This is a genomic window from Hydrogenoanaerobacterium saccharovorans (assembly GCF_003814745.1).
In the GTDB taxonomy this organism is placed as follows: domain Bacteria; phylum Bacillota; class Clostridia; order Oscillospirales; family Ruminococcaceae; genus Hydrogenoanaerobacterium; species Hydrogenoanaerobacterium saccharovorans.
Genome location: NZ_RKRD01000001.1, coordinates 1,328,715 through 1,349,943, shown reverse-complemented (window position 1 = coordinate 1,349,943; position 21,229 = coordinate 1,328,715). Strand labels below are relative to the sequence as shown.

At 44.2% G+C, this 21,229-nt stretch carries 20 protein-coding genes; all 20 read right to left on the bottom strand.

The genetic code is table 11. From position 1 onward, the window contains the following. Positions 1-8: 8 nt before the first annotated feature. A complete protein-coding gene (gene efp / locus EDD70_RS06285) occupies positions 9-566 on the bottom strand; it encodes an elongation factor P (RefSeq protein WP_092751886.1) in 558 nt (185 codons plus the stop codon). A 151-nt stretch (positions 567-717) separates the two neighbouring features. Then, the gene (locus EDD70_RS06280; protein WP_092751888.1) at positions 718-1,788 is read right to left on the bottom strand and encodes a M24 family metallopeptidase; all 1,071 of its coding nucleotides are present in this window, start codon (positions 1,786-1,788) and stop codon (positions 718-720) included. 43 nt (positions 1,789-1,831) lie between these two features. Next, a complete protein-coding gene (gene aroQ / locus EDD70_RS06275; protein ID WP_092751890.1) occupies positions 1,832-2,266 on the bottom strand; it encodes a type II 3-dehydroquinate dehydratase in 435 nt (144 codons plus the stop codon). 4 nt (positions 2,267-2,270) lie between these two features. Continuing rightward, positions 2,271-3,128, bottom strand: a complete 858-nt coding sequence (locus tag EDD70_RS06270) for a TIM barrel protein (protein WP_092751892.1) — start codon at positions 3,126-3,128, stop codon at positions 2,271-2,273. Further along, positions 3,125-3,640 carry a YqeG family HAD IIIA-type phosphatase gene (locus tag EDD70_RS06265; protein ID WP_092751894.1) on the bottom strand — a complete coding sequence of 172 codons (516 nt, stop codon included), beginning with the start codon at positions 3,638-3,640 and terminating at the stop codon, positions 3,125-3,127. The genes EDD70_RS06270 and EDD70_RS06265 overlap by 4 nt, the downstream gene beginning before the upstream one ends. Before the next feature lie 166 nt (positions 3,641-3,806). Further along, the gene (rpsU, locus tag EDD70_RS06260) at positions 3,807-3,983 is read right to left on the bottom strand and encodes a 30S ribosomal protein S21 (RefSeq protein WP_092751896.1); all 177 of its coding nucleotides are present in this window, start codon (positions 3,981-3,983) and stop codon (positions 3,807-3,809) included. A 142-nt stretch (positions 3,984-4,125) separates the two neighbouring features. After that, positions 4,126-6,531, bottom strand: coding sequence for a leucine--tRNA ligase (gene leuS, locus EDD70_RS06255; protein WP_092751898.1), 2,406 nt, complete (start codon positions 6,529-6,531; stop codon positions 4,126-4,128). 76 nt (positions 6,532-6,607) lie between these two features. Next, entirely contained in the window at positions 6,608-6,967 is a 360-nt protein-coding gene (rsfS, locus tag EDD70_RS06250) for a ribosome silencing factor (RefSeq protein WP_092751900.1), read from the bottom strand. A gap of 29 nt (positions 6,968-6,996) precedes the next feature. Continuing rightward, on the bottom strand, positions 6,997-8,121 hold the full coding sequence (locus EDD70_RS06245) for an LCP family protein (RefSeq protein ID WP_092751902.1): 1,125 nt from the start codon (positions 8,119-8,121) through the stop codon (positions 6,997-6,999). Between the two features lie 11 nt (positions 8,122-8,132). Next, positions 8,133-8,705 (bottom strand): bis(5'-nucleosyl)-tetraphosphatase (symmetrical) YqeK, encoded by a 573-nt coding sequence (yqeK, locus tag EDD70_RS06240; protein WP_162840790.1) that lies wholly within the window; start codon positions 8,703-8,705, stop codon positions 8,133-8,135. After that, the gene (gene nadD / locus EDD70_RS06235) at positions 8,686-9,300 is read right to left on the bottom strand and encodes a nicotinate (nicotinamide) nucleotide adenylyltransferase (protein WP_162840791.1); all 615 of its coding nucleotides are present in this window, start codon (positions 9,298-9,300) and stop codon (positions 8,686-8,688) included. Before nadD ends, yqeK begins: the two co-directional genes overlap by 20 nt. 17 nt (positions 9,301-9,317) lie before the next feature. Beyond that, positions 9,318-9,611: a YhbY family RNA-binding protein gene (locus EDD70_RS06230; protein ID WP_092751908.1), complete on the bottom strand. Its 294-nt coding sequence runs from the start codon at positions 9,609-9,611 to the stop codon at positions 9,318-9,320. Then, positions 9,598-10,212: an XTP/dITP diphosphatase gene (locus tag EDD70_RS06225; protein ID WP_092751910.1), complete on the bottom strand. Its 615-nt coding sequence runs from the start codon at positions 10,210-10,212 to the stop codon at positions 9,598-9,600. Before EDD70_RS06225 ends, EDD70_RS06230 begins: the two co-directional genes overlap by 14 nt. Next, on the bottom strand, positions 10,209-11,144 hold the full coding sequence (ftsY, locus tag EDD70_RS06220; RefSeq protein ID WP_092754484.1) for a signal recognition particle-docking protein FtsY: 936 nt from the start codon (positions 11,142-11,144) through the stop codon (positions 10,209-10,211). The genes EDD70_RS06225 and ftsY overlap by 4 nt, the downstream gene beginning before the upstream one ends. 119 nt (positions 11,145-11,263) lie before the next feature. Then, complete coding sequence (gene smc, locus EDD70_RS06215; RefSeq protein ID WP_092751912.1) at positions 11,264-14,839, bottom strand: chromosome segregation protein SMC; 3,576 nt, start codon at positions 14,837-14,839, stop codon at positions 11,264-11,266. Further along, a complete protein-coding gene (locus EDD70_RS06210; protein ID WP_092751914.1) occupies positions 14,830-15,858 on the bottom strand; it encodes an elongator complex protein 3 in 1,029 nt (342 codons plus the stop codon). The genes smc and EDD70_RS06210 overlap by 10 nt, the downstream gene beginning before the upstream one ends. Then, the gene (rnc, locus tag EDD70_RS06205; RefSeq protein WP_092751916.1) at positions 15,855-16,529 is read right to left on the bottom strand and encodes a ribonuclease III; all 675 of its coding nucleotides are present in this window, start codon (positions 16,527-16,529) and stop codon (positions 15,855-15,857) included. Before rnc ends, EDD70_RS06210 begins: the two co-directional genes overlap by 4 nt. Then, complete coding sequence (gene plsX, locus EDD70_RS06200; RefSeq protein WP_092751918.1) at positions 16,526-17,548, bottom strand: phosphate acyltransferase PlsX; 1,023 nt, start codon at positions 17,546-17,548, stop codon at positions 16,526-16,528. Before plsX ends, rnc begins: the two co-directional genes overlap by 4 nt. 23 nt (positions 17,549-17,571) lie before the next feature. Beyond that, a complete protein-coding gene (trmFO, locus tag EDD70_RS06195; RefSeq protein ID WP_092754487.1) occupies positions 17,572-18,876 on the bottom strand; it encodes a methylenetetrahydrofolate--tRNA-(uracil(54)-C(5))-methyltransferase (FADH(2)-oxidizing) TrmFO in 1,305 nt (434 codons plus the stop codon). Continuing rightward, on the bottom strand, positions 18,876-21,218 hold the full coding sequence (gene topA, locus EDD70_RS06190; protein WP_092751920.1) for a type I DNA topoisomerase: 2,343 nt from the start codon (positions 21,216-21,218) through the stop codon (positions 18,876-18,878). The genes trmFO and topA overlap by 1 nt, the downstream gene beginning before the upstream one ends. Positions 21,219-21,229: the final 11 nt, after the last annotated feature.

Genomic DNA, 21,229 nt, shown 5'->3' with positions numbered 1-21,229 from the left:
AACAAAAATTATGCACGCTCCATGTATTCGCCCACGCGGGTATCTACACGAATCATATCGCCTTCTTCGATAAACAAGGGGACACTGATTTGCGCGCCTGTTTCGAGTGTAGCGGGTTTTGTTGTATTAGTAGCGGTGTTGCCCTTAAAGCCGGGGTCGGTTTTGGTAACCTTCAGCTCAATAAAGTTGGGGGGCTCTACACCGAAAACATTGCCTTTGTAAGATAACACTTTAACAGTCGTGTTCTCTTTAACGAATTTAAAGCTATCACCAAGAATGGATTCGTTAATAGGAAGATTTTCGTAAGTTTCGCTGTCCATAAAGTAGTACAAGCCGCCGTCCTCGTACAGATACTCCATCTCTTTACGCTCAATGTAAGCGGTGGGGAATTTATCACTTGGGTTAAAAGTTTTTTCAGTTACAGAACCAGAAATTACATTTTTAATTTTTGTTCTTACAAAAGCTGCACCTTTGCCGGGTTTTACATGCTGGAACTCTATAATCTGTACAACGTTGCCGTCCATTTCAAATGTAACACCATTTCTAAAATCGCCTGCTGATATCATGTATTTTTCCTCCACAACAATAGTAAATATTCAGAAAATATCTTAACGTTCTAATTTTATATTAAAAGATTGAATTTGGCAAGTGATTTTTACGATTATCTGCTAAATATTGCATAAATTATGACGTTTTTTGGGTTATTGCTCATGAATACTACAAAATGATAAGGTTCTTAGGGCTGTGCGTAAGATTCTCAATTTTGTTCTCGGTAACATAAATCATATCTTCGATGCGGCAGCCAAATTCGCCCTCAATGTAAATACCCGGCTCCACCGTCATAACAATGCCAGACTCTACCGTGTCGTCGCTGGTAATGCTGAAGCGGGGTTCTTCATGAATTTCAACACCAACAGAGTGACCAAGCCCATGCCCAAAACATCCCTCGAAACCGGCATTGTAAATGATATCTCGCGCCGCCGCATCAACATCCTTGCAGGACGCGCCAACTTTGATGGCGTCTATGCCTGCCAGCTGCGCTTTCAGCACCGTATCATACACAAGCTTTTGCTTATCAGTTATATTGCCTACCGCCACGGTACGCGTCATGTCAGAGTGATAGCCGTCCACAATTGCACCGAAATCCATCGTGACAAAATCACCGTTTTGAATCACTTTATCGGATGGCACACCATGAGGCCTTGAGGAGTTGCACCCCGATACCACAATAAAGTCGAACGAAACCGCTTCGGCGCCTTGCCTTCTCATATAAAATTCCATATCGAGTGCAATTTCGCGCTCCGTTTTTCCCGCAGAAAGCCGAGTGAGAATATAATTGAACGTTTCTTCTGTGAGCGCTTGCGCTGTGCGAATTTTTTCAATTTCATCGATTGTTTTATATCGGCGCTGCGAAAGAATCAGCTGATCTACTGTGTCCTCATCCAAAAGTTTGACGGGCGAAAGCAGAGTTGAAAAACGGTGAAAGCTGCCCACCGTAAGGTAGCTGTTCTCTGCCGCAACGGTTTTGACCGCATGTTTTTTGCAAAGTGACTGCAAAGATTTTTGAGTGTTTTCGAGCAGCAAAACTTCGCAATCTTTGATAGCTGTTTTTGCAGCTTCGACATAGCGAAAATCGATTAAGAAATATGCTGCTTCTTTTGTCACAAATAAAATTCCCGCAGAAGATGGAAACCCAGTATAGTATCTGCGGTTTTGTTCTGAAGTAATCAATGCCGCATCAATATGTTCAGGCAGATTTTGCATAAGTTGTTGAATTTTACTTTTCATTTTACCGTCTCCTAATTAAATGTTGCAGGTTACCTGAATGGGCTTAAAGCAATTGCTTCATAGCGGCAATTGCAAGAATATAGCTGTATTTTCCAAATCCGCAAATTTGCCCGGCACAAACAGGAGCCAAAACCGAAGTGTGACGAAATTCTTCGCGCGCATGAATATTTGAAAAGTGTACCTCAATAACAGGAACCATAATAGTGGATATTGCATCGCGAATGGCAATACTGTAGTGTGTGTATGCCCCTGCATTGAGCACAACGCCGTCAAAAGCGGTGCGCGCCTCGTGCAGTTTATCAATAATGCCGCCTTCGTAATTCGATTGGAATACCTCACAGTCAAAGCCTTCTGCCTCGGCATAGTTGGTAATCTCTGCATTGATGTCATCAATGGTTTCTTTGCCGTAAATACCTGTTTCGCGAAGGCCGGTAAGATTGATATTGGGACCATGGATAACCAAAAGGCGCTTTTTCATGCTGTTACACTCCTGCTGCTAAATAAATAGCTTTCATTTTCGCCGCATCCTCTGCCTGTGTTCCGCTCGACTCGCAAATGATGGTAGGCTCACAATTTTTTTGGTATATTAATTCGGCGACCGGCTCAAAATTAGGGCCGAAAACAGTATCATCAAAAGTAAGATGGCATTTTTCGCCACCGTTTTGGGTATATTCGATTTTTGAAAAATGCGAATGAAACTCTTTTAAACGAGAATTACCAAGTCTATTCTCAATGGTATTGAAGATATGTTCAAAATCGGCAAAAGTTTTCAGCCCGCCGAAGGTTCGCGCATTAAGATGACCAAAGTCGATACAGGGAATCATGCGCTCGTCGATGGTACAAAGCTCAATAACTTCTTCTAAAGTACCCAGCTGGTTTACTTTACCCATTGTCTCAGGGCACACACGCACATCATCAAAACCTGCTTCATCCAGTGCAACAAGAGCTTTACGCATTGTATCGGACGCAAGATGGAGTGCCTCTTGTCTGCTGATTTTTGAACAAGACCCCGAATGCACCACAATACGGGTTCCGCCCATCGCCTTAACCGCCCGCGCGCTTTGTAGAATATAATTTATGCTCGCTGTTCGTTTTTCTTCTTCCAGTGAAGATAGCGAAATAAAATAAGGGGCATGCAACGAAATCTGAATGTTTTTTGCCGCTGCCGCCGCACCGAATTCAGCTGCCGATGCATCCGAAATTTTGACCCCTCTGCCACATTGGTATTCGAATGCATTTAAACCAAATTGCTCAAGATATTCGGGTATCTGAGTATTTTTTTTATAACCTTGCGCTGCAAAGCTGACGCTGTTGCCTGCCGGGCCGAAATAAATGCTCATTTAGTCTCTCCTTTTGTGCGCCCACCGCGGTGATATGCTTTTAAGATGGGGCGTTCGATTACCCGTTTTACAAAAAACAGCAGCCCTGTCTCCAATTCGATTGGTTCAACGAGTATGCTTTTCATGCCAAATAGGTTTGCCCCTGCAATATCGGTAAAAAGCTGGTCACCTACTATAGCAACCTCGCTCTTAGGCAGCCCTAGGCGCTCACAGCAGCGCCGAAACCCTTTTGGCAATGGCTTTGCACCTGAGGACTCAAACAGCAGCCCCAAACGGGCTGCAAATGGTTTTACGCGTTCATGAGTATTATTGGATAAAATCATAAGCGCAATTCCGCTTTTTTTCATGATTTCAAGCCAATCCAAAATTTTTTCATCAGGAACGGGATTCCCGTGAGTTGTCAGGGTATTGTCCACATCCAACAGCAATGCCTTGATTTTCATTGATTGCAACAGCTGGGGCGTAAGGTCGTAAGCACGTTTGGTGCTGTAATAAGGATAAAATATCGACATGATGTTCTCCCATATTATAAATGAAGTAATAATTATTTATTCGGCAGTCGCTCAAAAAATGCCGTCGGCCTTTTGCCCTGATTGGACACTCTGTATAGTCCCAATGAATAAAAATGAAAAAGCGAGCACTTACATGCTCGCTTTCATCACTTGTTAACGATACGAATTACTTGAATTTGCGTTTGCGAGCAGCCTCAGACTTCTTCTTACGCTTTACAGACGGCTTCTCATAATGCTCTCTCTTGCGCACTTCAGCCAGAACACCGGATTTTGCGCACGATCTCTTAAATCTTCTAAGAGCGCTGTCAAGTGATTCATTATCTTTAATATGAATTTCTGCCATTACTAATTCCCTCCCCACGCCAGGAGCTTTAGTTAGATATTCCATGCGTCTTATAAACTCACAAAATATAACAAAACTGATTATACAATAGAATGGATATGCTTGTCAAGTATTTTAGAGGTTTTGCCCTCTTTTGCAGTAACTATTTTACTACAATGTTTACCAACTTACCGGGAACATAAATTTCTTTAACAATGTTTTTCCCTTCGGCAGCAGCTTTTACAGCGGCATCTTGCTTTGCTGCTGCAATGGCATCTTCAGCGGTAATATCGGCAGCTACGTTTAAGCGTGCTTTAATTTTGCCGTTGATCTGCACAACAACTTCGATAGTGGACTCTTTGCATTTTGCTTCGTCGTAGGTAACCCATTTTTGCTGGTTGAGCATACCACCAAAATGGAGTACCTGCCACATTTCTTCGGCAAGATGGGGTGCAAACGGGTTAATGAGGACAAGAAATGCTCTGAGCTCTGCTTTATTAACCTTTCCGGTATCGGTAAGGTTGTTAAGAAGTGCCATCATCGCGGCGATAGCCGTATTGAATTTAAGGTTTTCAATGTCCTCAGTTACCTTTTTGATGGTTTTATGCATAGGAGTTTCAACCTCAGGACGGAATTCATCACCGTCAACTAAAATCTCCTGCAAATTCCAAATTCTCTCGAGAAATCTCTTACAACCTTTGATAGAGGAAGAGTTCCACGGTGCGCTTTTTTCAAAGTCGCCGATGAACATCTCATACAGGCGCATGGTATCTGCACCGAATTCGTTGACAATATCGTCGGGATTGATGACGTTGCCGCGAGATTTACTCATTTTCTCATTGTTTTCACCCAAAATCATACCATGGCTGGTACGTTTTGCATAGGGCTCTGGTGTGCTAACCACGCCGATATCATACAAAAACTTATGCCAGAAACGAGAGTACAGCAAATGTAAAGTGGTATGCTCCATACCGCCATTATACCAATCTACAGGCAGCCAATAATCCAGAGCCTCTTTGCTGGCAATGGCATCGTTGTTTGTAGGGTCGCAATAGCGCATAAAATACCAAGAGGAACCCGCCCACTGGGGCATGGTGTCGGTTTCGCGCTTTGCGGGGCCACCGCAATGCGGACAAGTAGTATTTACCCAACTGTCGATTTTTGCAAGGGGAGATTCACCCGTTTCTGTCTGCTCATAGGTTTCGACCTGAGGAAGTTGCAGCGGCAACTGATCTTCGGGTACAGGTACATAACCGCATTTATCGCAGCACACAATTGGAATGGGTTCGCCCCAATAGCGCTGACGAGAGAACACCCAATCGCGCAGTTTATAGTTTACTTTTTTCTCACCTTTGCTGTTTTTAGTTAGCCACTCTATAATTTTAACTTTTGCATCTTCGACAGAAAGCCCTGTAAGAAAATCGGAATTCACCATAACACCGGTTGAACAATCGGTGAAAGCTGCCTCCTGTACATTGCCTCCTGCAACCACCTCAACAATGGGGAGGTCGAATTTTTTAGCAAACTCCCAGTCACGGGTATCGTGTGCAGGAACTGCCATGATGGCACCGGTTCCGTACGAAGTCAGTACATAATCCGCCACGAATATTGGAACTTCTTTACCGTTTACGGGATTGATGCCACGTATGCCTTTAATTTCGACACCGGTTTTTTCTTTAACCAGTTCGGTACGCTCAAAATCGGATTTTTTGGCGGCTTCTTCTTGATAAGCTTTAATTTCCGATAAGTTTTCGATTTTATCTGCCCACTTTTCGATAAACGAATGCTCGGGCGAAATAACCATATAAGTTGCACCAAACAATGTGTCGGGGCGAGTGGTATATACAAGCAGGTTATCGCCTGCAGTAGTTCCGAAATTAACGTTTGCGCCGGTAGATTTACCAATCCAATTGATTTGAGACACCTTTACCCTGTCTATGTAGTCTACAAGGTCGAGGTCATTGATTAGGCGTTCTGCATACTCGGTGATTTTCAGCATCCACTGGCTTTTCACCTTGTGAACAACTTCGCCGCCGCAGCGTTCGCACACTCCGCCGACAACCTCTTCGTTTGCCAGCACAACCTTACAGCCGGTACACCAGTTTACTGCCATCTCTTTTTTGTACGCCAATCCTTTTTTAAAAAACTGGAGAAAAATCCACTGTGTCCATTTAAAATAATTGGGATCGGTTGTATTGATTTCACGGTTCCAGTCGAAGGACAAACCAAGAGATTTTAGCTGTGCTTTAAAATGAGCTACATTTTGTTTTGTGACAACTTCGGGATGAATATGATTTTTCATTGCGAAGTTTTCGGTGGGCAAACCAAATGCGTCCCACCCCATTGGATACAGCACATTATAGCCCTCAAGACGACGCTTACGCGAAACAATGTCGAGCGCAGTATAGGAGCGCGGATGACCAACGTGGAGACCTTGCCCCGAGGGATACGGAAACTCTACCAGAGCATAAAATTTGGGCTTAGAAAAATCATTGGTTGCAGCAAATACATTTTTTGCATCCCAAATATCCTGCCACTTTTTTTCTACCTCTGCAAAATTATACTTCATTGCCTATTCCTCCTGCCCGCGTGCAACAGCGGGTTTAGTTGATACGAAAAATTTATTTCGCCGGACGTTCAGCCCGCTAATCTTCTGTTAATACATCAGATAAATCGACCGAATCGCCGTCTGACCATAAACGCTCCAGCGAATAAAATTCTCTGATATCTCCGCAAAAGATGTGTACAATTACATCATAGTAATCCAGCACAATCCAAGACGCAGAAACATAGCCTTCTACGGCTTTCGGCTCATAGCCAAGCTTTGTCATCTGATCCTCAACCTCATCTGCAAGTGCTTTAACCTGTGTAGTGTTGGTTGCGGAAGCAATGATAAAATAGTCAGCAATCGATGTTACTTTTGAAATACGAATTGCTTTGATGTCCTGTGCTTTTTTAGCGTCCAGAACAGATGCAATTTTTTTCGTCATATCGAGTGATGTCATCTAGTAATTATCCCTCCCTGCTTTTGAATTTAATCTGTTGGGAAATCGCCGACTGAATCATCGGCATTATATTGATTATCGGATTGAGTATCAGATGAATTTTCTTCCCATTCGTACTCTGATTGTTCACCCTCTGCTTCAGATTCGGCACTTGAATCGATTTCTTCAGACTGAGAGGATTCTTCTGAAGGATTATAGGGCGGAACATAAGCAGGTACCTGAGCAATGCTGATATCATTGACCTGCTCGCTGTACGGGCGGAAATACTGGTTTAAAAGCTCGATAAGCTTATCTTTTTGGGCTTCGTACACGGCATAACCGTTGTACATTTTGCCGATACCCTCAAGGGTGAATAGCTGTATATCTTCGTTTTTTACTTTAAACGCTTCATTTGCCAAAGAAAGGGCCTGCATTAATGGAATATCAGTTTTTATTTTTGTAAAATTTTGGGTAGCAAGCATAACCATGCCCGCTCTGCCTTTGTCTCGAACCGCCTGAATGAGTGCTTTAATAATAAGTTCGCGGGCATTCACTCTGCCGATATCGCCCGAAGCATACCCCGAGCGAAAACGCACAAACCACTCTGCCTTTTCACCATCAAGGTGCTGCTGCCCCTTTTCCAATACTTTACCGGGCAGGTAATTCATACGCTGAGGAATTTCGATAGTGACACCGCCCAGTGCATCCACAATATCGCGAAATGCCGAAAGTGTAATGGTTGCATAATGGTCGATGGGCAAGCTCATTTGCTCATTAATCACTTTTATCAAACCTTGGATAGGCTCTTTTTCATTTTCATGCGTGGCGTAAACTTGATTGATTTTACCTGTTTTATAGTTTTCACCTACATAAGTATCGCGGGGGATTTGCAGGATATTTACCTTACCGCTTTTAACATCAAAGTTTACCACCATAATTACATCGGTAAGCCCTGCTGCATCGTCCAAACCGCACACCAAAACATTGATGGAATCCTCTGAAACAGGTTCAAATTCCAGTTCTGACTTGGAGTTAGATTCTTCCTGCGGAACACTGCTTGATGGCTGCGGCGCATTGCCTCTTGTAATACTCCAAACAATTATGGGAATAAGAACAGCGATAGATAAAGCACATACTGCAATTAAAATTTTGATTTTTGTTGACAATTTTGACACCGAAATTCCTCCTACATAATAAACTCATTATATGCTTCCATGGTGTCATTCACAATTGGTGATTTATGTGCAACAAGATCACTGATAATATACTGCATAGCATAAAGCATTGCTTTTTCGAGCGAAGCTTTTGACAATGCACGCATTTTTTCGACATCACCGTATTCACGGTCGGCTGAAGTGAGATCGGCAAGATATACAATCTTTTCTAATTTACTCATGCCTGCGCGGGCGCTGGTGTGATAGCGTACTGCATTTATAATATCCTCGTCTGTTACATTTAATGCATCCTGAATGAAAATGCTGCCAGCCATGGCATGCCAAAGTAAGGGTTGCTTTAACGCCTTATCGTCCCAAATTATATCAGAACTCTTTATTCTTTGCAACTGCTCTTCCTTTGCCTCATCTTTGCAAATATCGTGTATCAGCCCGGCAAAATATGCTTTGCTTTGATTTTCGTCATATATTTGTGCAAGCTTTACAGCCGTTTCGGCAACTGCAAGGCTATGTTCATAACGTTTTTCACTCAGGCGCTGCTTAAGCAGCTGTTTGGTCTGTTCAAAATCATATTTCATCTGTTTCATACAGTCCATTCGTTTTAATGTATTGGATGACTGCTGCAGGCAAGTAAAAGCTGAGATTTTTCTTTTCTTTCATCATACGGCGCAGCTGAGTTGATGAAATATCCAAAACATCTGCGTTATCGATAATAAAACTTCCGTTGTATTTGCTTTGCAGTTGACGTTGTTTTTGTAATAGTGCGTCATATTCATTTTGCTTGCGTGCAAGCGCACAAATCGTGGCAAGCTCCATAATCTTTTGAGGTTCGCGCCAAAGATCTAAAGTAAAAAACATATCCGAACCTACCACAAAGTACAGTTGTGCATTTTTAAAGCAATTTTTGATCTGCACAAGCGTATCTACCGTAAAGCTGATTGCGTTACGGCAAAGCTCAATATCGCTGATGACAACACGCGGGTCATCTTCAACAGCAAGCTTGCACATTGCGATTCTGTGCTTTCCGCTTGCCAACTCACGCGGTTGTTTATGGGGCGGTATTTTTGCAGGAACTATGAGTACCTTGTCTACCTGAAGCTTGTCGGCAAAATGGCGGTACAGGTGGATATGCCCCAAATGAATAGGGTTAAATGTGCCACCGAAAACAAGTATCTTTTGCAACAGGGTTCCCCTCCAATTTATTTGTCAGGGTCGTAGATTGGTTTTTTGGGATTTTTACGGTACAAAACAAAACGTGTACCAATCACCTGAATGACCTCGGAATTTGTTTTTTCAGCAAGTTCCTGCGCTGTTTCGCGGGCAAAAGAAGGAGCCGTTTCTAGCACGCGCATTTTAATCAGTTCACGTGCGGTCAGTGCGTCATCAACTTGCTTGAGAAGTGCATCGGCAATGCCGCCTTTGCCAACTTGAAGAATGGTTTCCATCTGGTTTGCGTGTGAGCGAAGATTCGCCCTTTGTTTACTCGTTAACAATTTCATTCCCTCTATTTTCTTTGTATTCTTTGAGTTTTTCGTAGAATTCTCTTAACGCCTTGCCTCGATGGCTGATTTCATCCTTCTGTTCAGCAGATATTTCAGAAAAGCTGCCATATTCAGTCATAAAAACAGGGTCATATCCAAAGCCGTTTTCACCCCGCTTTTCGGTACCGATTTTTCCAGCACAGATACCTTCTGCTGTAATTTCATCTCCATTTGGAAAACAGCAACAGATGGAACTGACAAAATATGCGGTTCGCTTTTCATCAGGCACGTCTCGCAGCTCTGAAAGCAGCTTATCTATGCGCTGATCATCGGTTGCGCCCTCGCCCGCATAGCGTGCAGAGAACATCCCAGGTGCACCGTCCAATGCATCCACACAAAGACCGGAATCATCTGCTATTGTCGGCAACGCACAAAGCTGCATGATGGTTTTTGCTTTAATCTTTGCGTTCTCAGCAAAGGTAGAGCCGTTTTCCTGAACATCCACATTGAGTTCGATGTCCGAAGACGAAAGTACAATAATCCCCAGCGGTGCAAAAATACGCTTGAATTCGCGTACCTTGCCTTCGTTTTGTGTTGCAACAATCAACGTCATCTGGTATCCCCCGCTTCCGGTTGGTTGCCGTCAAACAACGCCTCAACAAAATCGGCGGCATTGAACGGTTGGAGGTCGTCTATCTGTTCACCTACGCCAATATATTTAATGGGGATTCCGAGTTCTTCTTTAATTGCAATTACCACGCCGCCTCTTGCAGTACCGTCTAATTTAGTAAGCACAATACCGGTAAGCCCTGCCACAGCTTGAAATTGTTTTGCCTGATTGACGGCATTTTGCCCAGTCGTTGCGTCCAAAACCAACAGCACTTCTTTGTCGCAGTCTGGAGCTTCACGCTCAATTACACGAGAAATTTTGGCAAGCTCATCCATGAGATTTTTTTTGTTGTGCAGTCTGCCCGCAGTATCGCAGAGAATCACATCTGCTCCGCGTGCTTTACCTGCCGTAATGGAATCGAACACCACAGCCGCAGGGTCTGCCCCTTCTGTATGTTTTACCATTTCGACACCTGCACGCTCTGCCCAGACACCAAGCTGCTCAATTGCGGCAGCGCGGAATGTATCGGCAGCACCAAGCAACACTTTTTTGCCCCTGCGTTTTAAGTCGGCGGACATTTTGCCGATGGTGGTGGTTTTACCAACCCCATTAACGCCGATGACAAGAATTACAGACGGTTTGGTTGAAATGTTCAGTTCCTCCCCGCCGGACATCATTTCTGTGATGATGCCTTTCAGCAGATTTTTTACTTCTGACGGGTCGGTTGTACCTGTTTCTTTTACTTTTTCGCGAAGTTTTTTGCAGATTGTAGAAGAAGTTGAAACACCAACATCACTCATAATCAATATTTCTTCCAACTCTTCAAAAAGCTCCTCGTCAATCTTTGTAAAGGAGTTTAACATGCCTTCAAAGTTTTTCACCATAGAATCTCTTGTTTTGGTGAGACCTTCTTTAATCTTTTGAAAAAACCCCATAAAACCGCCTTTCTCCGCACAATAACAATAGATTTTAATTTTATATTTACAGTTCAAGTAAGCGCGGATATGAACCGTATTATGTAATAAGCGCATATGTAAAGCTGTAAAGCTTTACATCAATCATCCTTCATACCGAGTTTACTCTCAAGCTCGGATACGGAAAGTTGAAGCAATTTGGATACGCCCTCCTCCTGCATTGTGACACCATAAAGCACATCCGCTTCTTCCATGGTGCCGCGGCGGTGGGTAATGGTAACAAACTGAGTTTTATTGCTCAGACGTTTGAGATATTGAGAAAATTTAGCAACGTTGACATCATCCAGTGCCGCCTCGATTTCATCGAGCAAGCAAAACGGTGCGGGGCGCACTTTTAAAATTGCAAAATAGATTGCTATTGCAACAAATGCCTGCTCGCCGCCCGAAAGCGATGCAAGGTTTTTAATGAGCTTGCCGGGGGGCTGAACATTAATCTCGATGCCTGCTTCCAGCACATCACTTTCATCTGTGAGCTCTAAGCTTGCTTTTCCGCCATCAAACAATTCCACAAATATTTTACCGAATTGATGATTGATTTTTTGAAAGCTGTCTGTAAACATCTCGCGCATTTGCATGGTAAGGTCGTAGATAATTTTGTTAAGCTGATCACGGCTTTTTTCAACATCGTCTATCTGCGCTTTCATAAAATGATAACGCTGTGAGACTTGCTCGTATTCATCAATCGCTTCCAAATTAACGGTACCAAGTGCCTTGATTTTACTTTTTACTTCAGATAAACTCCGCTGTGCTTTTTGCATGTCTTCGATCGGTTCGGCAATTACCTCTGCTTCGCTGCGCGTTATTTCATATTCATCCCACATGCGTGCGATGGTACTATCGTATTCCCCTTGGAGTGAAAACTTTTTCTCTTCAACGCGGGCAAGTTCACGGGCAAGTTGTTCTTTACGTGCAACAATGTCTTTTTCTTGTACACGAATTTCGGTAGAACGTTGCTCGCACTGCTGGCGAAGTTCTTGCAAAGATGTAATTTCTTGCTGCGCCTGCTTAGTTTTTTGTACCAGCTGACTGTTTGCCTGCTTTAAGTGCTCGATTTGAACTGTAATCTCAGCATTCTTCGCTTGGAGTTCAGCGATTTGATTTTGAAAGAGTTCGATTCTCTGCGTTTGCCCATCTTTGCGAGCAGCCATTTCTGCAATCGATTGTTCAATCCCCTGTTTATCTTTAGATAGGGCAAGGATATCTAGTTCGATGCGGGAACGCTGTTCTGATAGATGTTCACGGTTTACCCGCGCTTCATCGTATTTGCTATTTTGTTCCGCAATTTCTTGCTCTGCCTGAGCTTGTTCTTGTGTAAGGCGGGTTACTCTGCTGCCGGCATTGCGGATACCGTCTTCAAGCTCGGTCAATCTCTCTTGCAACCGTTTTATTTGAATAACGGCATCTTCTTGCGTTTTTGTTAAGTCATTTAAAGACAGAGAGATTCGTTTTTGTTCGGACTCATAACGAATTTTATCTTCACTTGCTGTTTTTATCTCGCTGTTAATGGCAAGCAACTTTGCATTGAGTGCTGAAATTTCTTCGACAAGCGTTTTCAGTTTAATCTTAACATCGTCGGCTGATTGTAAAATTTTTGCTGCTTCGGCTTTCAGTTTATCAATTTCAGATTGACGGCTAAGCAAACCCGCACTTTTGGCAGTAAAACCACCCGTCATAGAGCCACCAACGTTTACAAGCTGACCGTCCAGTGTAACCACACGAAAACGGTTGTTATACGCTTTTGCAATTGCTACAGCATCGTTTAAATCTTCTGCAACAACAATTCTGCCAAGCATATTTTCTATAATGGCACGATAAATGGGTTTGCATCTCACCAAATCGGACGCGATTGCGACAAAACCTTGTTTTTCTTTTAAACCGTTTTCATTAATCTTGTTGCCCTTTATGGTGGAAATAGGCAGGAAAGTAGCCCTGCCGCTGCGCGATTCTTTTAGCATAGCAATGGCGCGCTTTGCAACCTCATCATTATCTACAACGATGTTCTGCAATGCACCGCCAAGGGCAATCTCGATTGCAGTTGAGTACGAATCATCTACTTCAATCAGCTTAGATACCGCGGAATGCACCCCTTTTATAACACCGCGCTTTTGCTGATTGATAATATATTTTACGCTGCCTGCAAACCCTTCCATCGTTTGCTCTAAGTTTTCAAGAAGGCCCGCTTTTTGCAGCTTTTCGTTGGATTTAAACTCGATACTGCGCAGCTGGTTTTCAAGCTCTTGCCGTTTTTCGGTGCGGTTTTTTAGTTTTAACTGGATACCATCGGATGCATTTTTTAGTCCTTGTAAGTTTTCGTCGATGTGTTCACATAGCTCTTTGCATTCATACAGTTCAGCAGTAAGGTCTTTTATTTTAACCTCTTTTTCCGTTTGCGATTGACGAAGCATTTCGATGCGGTTTTGTGTTTCGTTGCACACGGATTGTGAGGTAACTGCCGCAACCTTAGCTTCGGACAATGCAAGGGTTACCGCTGAAAGCTGCTTGCGCTTACTCTCCATCTCAGCGATACCTGCCTGCTCAGACAATGCAAGCTGAGTATATTTGCCTGTAAGCTCATCCATTTCGGCTTTACGAAGGTCTATCTCACCTTGTAAAGAGGTAAGCTCCTTTTGTTTTGCCCCAATCTGTGTATCTATATCTTGTCCGGTAAGGTTTTGCTCGGATATTTCCGAGGAAATGCGCTCAATAGAGCTATTGTTATGAAAAATATCATTTTCATACACGGCTATTTGTGATTGAGCTTCGGCGGCATTTTCTTCTTTTTGACGAATTGCAGCTCGCAGTTCATCAATATCCACTGTGCACTTTGAAATTTGCGCAAAAATTTCTTCTGCACTTTTTTCCACAGCCCCAAGTTCTTCCTCTACCTCAGCGTGAGCCGCCTGTGATGCAGCTACCTTGTCCTCTTGTAAACGCAGCTGCTCTTTGGTTTTTTCCAGCAAAGCAATCCAGATGGAAAGTTCGAGCGTTTTTTTGCTTTGAGCATATTTTACAAATTGCGCTGCTTTTTCTGCCTGAAGCTTCAACGGTTCAACGCGGTCTTCCAACTCAACCATAATATCTTTTAGGCGAAGCAAGTTTTCTTGTGCAGCAAGCAGCTTGCGTTCTGCTTCGGTTTTACGGTAGCGGAATTTTGAAATTCCTGCAGCCTCCTCGAAAATTTCACGTCGATTCCCGCTTTTAGCACTGACAATTTCGGCAATTTTGCCCTGCCCAATCATCGAGTAGCCATCACGGCCAAGTCCGGTATCCATAAACAGCTCGTAAATATCCTTAAGCCTTACATTTTGGTCGTTGATTTTGTATTCGCTGTCCCCTGAGCGATACAATTTGCGTGTAATCGCAACTTCGTCTGTATCCATTGGCATGGTGTGTTCGGTGTTATCTATGTAAAGCGTAACTTGCGCGAACCCCATTGCCTTGCGAAGCTGTGTTCCGCCGAAAATGACGTCTTCCATTTTGGCACCACGCAGAGTTTTGGTAGACTGCTCGCCTAAAACCCATCTCAATGCATCGCTGATGTTACTCTTGCCACTGCCGTTTGGTCCTACAACCGCTGTAAGCCCGCCGGTAAAGTTTAAACGGGTACGGTCAGGGAAAGATTTAAAACCGTGGATTTCAAGTGCTTTCAGATACAATGTTCCACTTCCTTACTCTGTTGCTGGATAATGCAGTTGTAACCGGTCAGGGTGCCGTCTTCAATGAATTTTGCACGATAACCGCAATTTAAAAGTGCTTTAAGATTACTTTTGTGCTGACCGATTGCCTTAGAAATACAGCCTTTGGGGATTTTAATGCAGATATCCCCTTGTGGGATATTATGCTGTTTGATTACTGTAAATATGCTTTTTGCAAACAGCTCTGCCTCGCAAAGCTCACGCATTGCGGGATGATAACCGCCCGCAAGCAGATCGTGCTCAAGCAGGTCGGATGCATGAAGCCCGAGACGGATTACGCGAATACCGCTGCTTTCAAATAATTCCAACAATTTTGCCGATATTTGCACAGCTTCCTGAACGGAAATTGGGGTATAGGCTCCCTGTTCATAAAGCTCTGCCAGCATCGTATGTTTGATTACTACTGTGGGATAAATGCGCACCGTTTGGGGGCGTAAAGCAATCAGTTTTTTCGCGGTTTGCAACGCAGTTTCAGGTGTATCTCCATACAGCCCCACCATCATCTGCAAACCCAGTTCGAAATCATGCTGCTGAATAAGATGCGATGCATTGATAACATCTTGTGCGGTATGCCCTCGCAAGTTTTTGCGCAAAACCTCATCGTCCATACTTTGCGCCCCAAGCTCGATTGCTGTCACTCCGTAACGGCGCAGAAGAGATAAAATCTCATCGTTGATCGCATCGGGACGGGTGGAAACGCGAATACCTTTGAAACTGCCGTTTTGAACATAGGCAAATGCTGCTTCCAACAAAGAAACCATAAGCTCCCGGTTAATAGCTGTAAAGCTACCGCCGAAAAAAGCAATTTCGGCTTCTGCCGAATGCTCTCCCAAATTTTTTAGCGCATCCTTGCAAGTCTTGGTGACAAATGCGGCATCGGGCACGGTTTGGACGCCGGAAATACTGCGCTGATTGCAAAAACTACATTGGTTAGGGCAGCCAACGTGAGGTACAAAGATGGATATGTTAGCGTGCTTCATTCGCCCATCAGCTCGAGTGCTTCTTTTGCTGCCATTTGTTCTGCTCCTTTTTTAGAACGCCCTCTGCCCGTACCAATGACGTTACTGTTAAGATGAACCTCTACCATAAACTCTTTGTTGTGGTCCGGACCGTTTTCATCTACCAATACGTATGTGATTTTTTCCTCTGGGTTTTGCTGTATAATTTCTTGCAGAATTGTTTTGTAATCTTTAAATGAAGGGCTACGGTGGTTTTCAATGACATTGGCTACAAAATGCAGCACATAATCTCTTGCTGCCTCCATACCGCCATCCAAGTAAATTGCAGCAATCACCGCTTCAAATGCATCTGCCAAAATAGATGGGCGTTCTCTGCCACCGGTAATCTCCTCACCTTTACCGAGCATCAAATATTTACCGAGGTTGATTTCTCTCGCGAACTGGCACAGTGATTTTTCGCATACCAATGATGCCCTTATTTTAGTAAGCTCGCCCTCGGGCAAATGCGAATACTGTTTAAAAAGATAGTCGGATACGATGATGGATAGAACAGCGTCACCCAAAAACTCTTGCCTTTCGTTACACTCCATATCTCGTTTTGTCTCATTTGCATAAGACGAATGCGTAAGTGCAATTTCTAGGAACTTTTTATTTTGAAACCGATAATTCAATTTTTCTTCCAGTTGATTCATTTTACTGTCTCCTGCGCGCTGTTTTTTATCTCCTGCAAGCCTTTTTCAATCTCGCCGATAACATCAAGCTGAGCAAAACTTGCCGCTTGCCGTATGGCATTCTTAAACGCCTTTGCATTGGAGCTGCCATGTGCCTTGATTGTAGGCTTTGCAATACCAAGCAGCGCAGCGCCGCCGTGCTCGGTATAATCCATCTGCTTTTTAAAATTCTTCATACCGTTTTTGACTGCAAGCGCAGCCAGTTTTGTTTTAAAGTTTTGCATAAAAATGCCCTTGATTTGGGTGGTAAATGCTTTTGCAACGCCCTCGGTCAATTTTAATACGATATTGCCCGAAAAGCCATCGCACACAGCAACATCGCACGCGCCAAACGGCAACTCACGAGGTTCGACATTGCCTGTAAAGTTGACAGGGGCTTTTTTCAGCAGTTCATATGCACCTAATTGCAGCTCGCCCCCTTTACTCTCTTCAACACCAACATTGATAAGCCCTATTTTAGGATTTGAAATCCCCATAATCTTATTCATATACGCCGAGCCCATAATACCAAATTGCATCAGCATTTCGGGGCGGCAGTCGATGTTTGCGCCGGAATCCATCAGCATATATTTGCCGTTGCCGCCTACACAAGGGATAACCGGTGCGAAACCGGCGCGCTTGATACCTTTGATGCGTTTGACAATCAATGTAGCGCCAACCACCAAAGCACCGCTGCTGCCTGCGGTAACAAATGCATCGCCTTTACCCTCTACAAGCAGTTTTAAGCCAACTGCAAGTGAGCTGTCGGCGTATTCTTTCGTGATAGAGGTTGACTCGGCACAAACAGGGATTACAGTTGGTGCATGTACAATTTCAATGCCGCTAAGTGTAACACCCTGCTCTTTTGCAACGCGTTTGATAATTTCTTCGTCGCCGGTGAGCAGTACAGTAACACCATATTCCTGAACTGCCATGGCTGCGCCTTTTATGGTTTCAACAGGCGCGTTATCACCGCCGAATGCATCTAAAATTACTTTCATTTCAACCCCACCCATCATCATTTCTATTGATTTAAAGCCGACAGTTGCTCATCGAGGCACTGCAAGCTGCGCTGTGCCAATGCAAGATAGCGCGCACTTTTATCTCGTATTTTATCACCCAAAGGCGGTAAAATGCCCATATTGCATCCCATTGGCTGAAAATTGGAGACGCTTTCGTCGCTGATGTAAGCGGTAAGTGCACCAAGCATCGTTTCGCGCGGTAATACCAACGGTGATTTATCTTGCAAGCGTTGTGCAAGGTTGATGCCTGCAAGAATACCCGATGCTGTTGATTCGATATACCCCTCAACACCGGTCATCTGCCCTGCAAAGTAGATTCTACCATCTTTTTTCAGGCGATACGTATGATCCAGCAGACGCGGGCTGTGGATGAAAGTGTTACGATGCATCACACCGTAGCGCATAAAATCGGCATTTTCCAACCCCGGTATCATAGAAAACACACGTTTTTGTTCGGGAAAGCGCAGATTGGTTTGAAAACCCACCAGGTTATACAAACTGCCCTCGGCATTTTCTTTACGCAGCTGCACCACCGCCCAAGGGCGATGCCCTGTTTTCGGGTCTCTCAAGCCGACAGGTTTTAGCGGACCATAACGGATTGCATCGGTACCGCGTTTGGCAAGCACCTCGACGGGCATACAGCCCTCGTAAACTGTCATATTTTCAAAGCTTTTCAACTGCACGGATTCGGCAGAAATAAGCGCAGAGTGAAAACTCTCGTATTCTTCTTTATTCATAGGGCAATTGATGTAATCTGCATCGCCGCGGTCGTAGCGAGCGGCAAAAAACACCTTGTCCTGATCAATACTGTCAAAGCTTACAATCGGCGCTGCGGCATCGTAAAAACTAAGGTATTCGCTGCCGAGCAAATTTTTGACAGCTGCCGAAAAGGCATCGGAAGTAAGCGGCCCTGTAGCTATGATAACATCGCCATCGGGAATTTCAGTAACCTCACCTGCAATCACCTCAATGTTGGGGTGCTGCGATATTTTGGCTGTAACCATATCCGAAAAGCGTTCGCGGTCCACCGCAAGCGCACCGCCTGCCGAAACAGCAGTAGCATCGGCGCATTCTATAATAAGCGAACCGAGACGGCGCATTTCTTCTTTTAATAGCCCAGCTGCAGATTCAATCCGCATTGCTTTGAGTGAATTGGAGCAGACAAGCTCTGCAAAACCATTGTATTTATGAGCAGGAGAGAATTTCTGCGGTTTCATCTCGTGCAGGCGCACCTTTATGCCGCGGTTTGCAAGCTGCCAAGCAGCTTCGCAGCCTGCAAGCCCCGCCCCGATAACCGATACCGGCATCAATCCTTCAACCCTCTCTCGTAATCGCAATCTTCTTTCGCACAATAAATTTTACCCATTTTACCCGATTTCTTAAATAAAGTTGCACCGCAATCGGGGCAGTTTTCTTTCAAAGGCAAATCCCATGTAATAAAATCGCAATTGGGGTAAGCACTGCAGCCATAGAACACTCTGCCTTTCTGCGATTTTTTTGTAAGCATCTTTGAACCGCATTTCGGACAGTTCCCCTCTGCCTCTTGCACGATTTTTTTGGTGTTTTTACATTCCGGGAACCCCGGACATGCAAGGAACTTACCAAAACGGCCGGTTTTAATCACCATTCTGCGTCCGCAAAGCTCGCAGTCTACATCCGATTCTTCTTCGGGTACTTTCATACGGGTGCCGTCCATATTTTTTTCAGCATTTTCAAGTGTAGCGGCAAAATCACCATAGAATTTGTGCAATGTTTCAACCCAATCGGCATCACCTGTCTCTACCGAGTCAAGGTCATGCTCCATATTTGCGGTAAAGGTAACATCCACAATATCTTTAAACTGTTCTTCCATCAGTTGCGTGGTAACTTCGCCTAAAGGAGTGGGTTTCAACGCTTTTCCATCGCGCTCTACGTAATTGCGCACCAATATGGTGGTGATGGTTGGAGCATAGGTGGAAGGTCTGCCAATGCCGTTTTCTTCCAACGTTTTAATAAGCGATGCCTCGGTAAAACGCGCCGGGGGCTGTGTGAAATGCTGATTGGGCAGCAGTTCTTTCAGCTTAAGTTCATCTCCGACTTCCATCGCAGGCAAAGCTCCGCCTTCTTCGGTTTCTTCATCCTTGCCTTCTTCGTACAGCACGGTAAAACCATCAAATTTTACAGAATAGCCCGAAGCCTTAAACAAATATTCGCCTGCACGAATATCCACCGCTACGGTATCAAGCAATGCGGTTGCCATTTGGCTTGCAATAAAGCGCTCCCAAATAAGCTTATAGAGCTTATATTGGTCGTTCGTAAGGCTTTCTTTTGCTTCTTCGGGTGTGAGGGACGGCATAGTGGGGCGAACCGCCTCATGTGCATCCTGCGCATTGTTTTTGGATTTATACTGGCGCCGTGTCTGCGGCAGATAATCTTTGCCGTACTTGCCCGTGATAAATTCTTCCGCCTGTTGCTGTGCTTCTTCGGAAATACGCAAAGAATCGGTTCTCATATACGTGATGAGACCAACAGCACCCATACCTTTTACATCGATACCTTCGTAAAGTTCTTGCGCTGCTTTCATGGTGCGGCGAGCTTGAAAGCCAAGTTTACGCGATGCTTCCTGCTGCATGGTGGATGTAGTAAAGGGAGGTGCAGGAGATTTTTTACGTACGCTTTTCTTGACGCTTTCAACAAGATATTGAACGCCTTTCAGCTCTTGTAAAATAGCATCGGCTTCTTCGCCGGTTTTTATTTCAATCTTTTTATCTTTGCCATATAGTTTGGCTGGTATCTGCTTTGTGCTTTCTTTACCGAGCAGTTTTGCATCGATTGACCAGTACTCCTCGGTAACAAATGCACGAATTTCTTTTTCACGGTCAACAATCAAGCGTACGGCAACACTCTGTACCCTGCCTGCCGATAAACCGCGTTTGATTTTTCGCCATAAAAACGGGCTGATTTTATACCCGACAATACGGTCCAGTATACGGCGCGCCTGCTGAGCATTTACCAAATCGATATCAATCGTGCGGGGATGCTCCATACCATATCGAACACCTGTTTTGGTAATTTCGTTAAAGGTAATACGATTGGATGCAGTCAAATCCAAATCCAGCAGGTGTGCAAGATGCCAAGAAATCGCCTCTCCCTCGCGGTCGGGGTCGGTAGCAAGATAGACAATTTTGCTTGCTTTTGCCTTTTTCTTGAGGGTGCGCACAAGCTCTTCTTTGCCCTTAATCGGGATGTAATGCGGTTCAAAGTTGTTGTCTACATCGACACCCAGCTTGCTTTTGGGTAAATCGCGAATATGGCCCATGGAGGCAATAACGTCATAACCAGGGCCCAAATATTTCATAATCGTTTTCGCCTTTGCGGGTGACTCAACGATAACAAGATTTCCATCCTTTAGTACATCAATGTCCTCGTCACTTTTCTTGGATTTTGTTGTTTTTTTCTTTGTAGTTTTGGTAGTCGCAGCCTTTTTTGCTGGTGCTGACTTTGCAGCCGCTTTCTTTTTTGTAGTACTCTTTTTAGCCGCCACTTTTGGTTTAGTAGCCTTGGTCGCTTTTACTGCTTTGGTACTGCTCTCATCTGTATCCACAGCTTCTGCCGTCAAATCTGCTTGAGCGGTTTCTGTTATCTTTTCTTCTGCTTTTTTTGTAGCCATTTTGATCACCT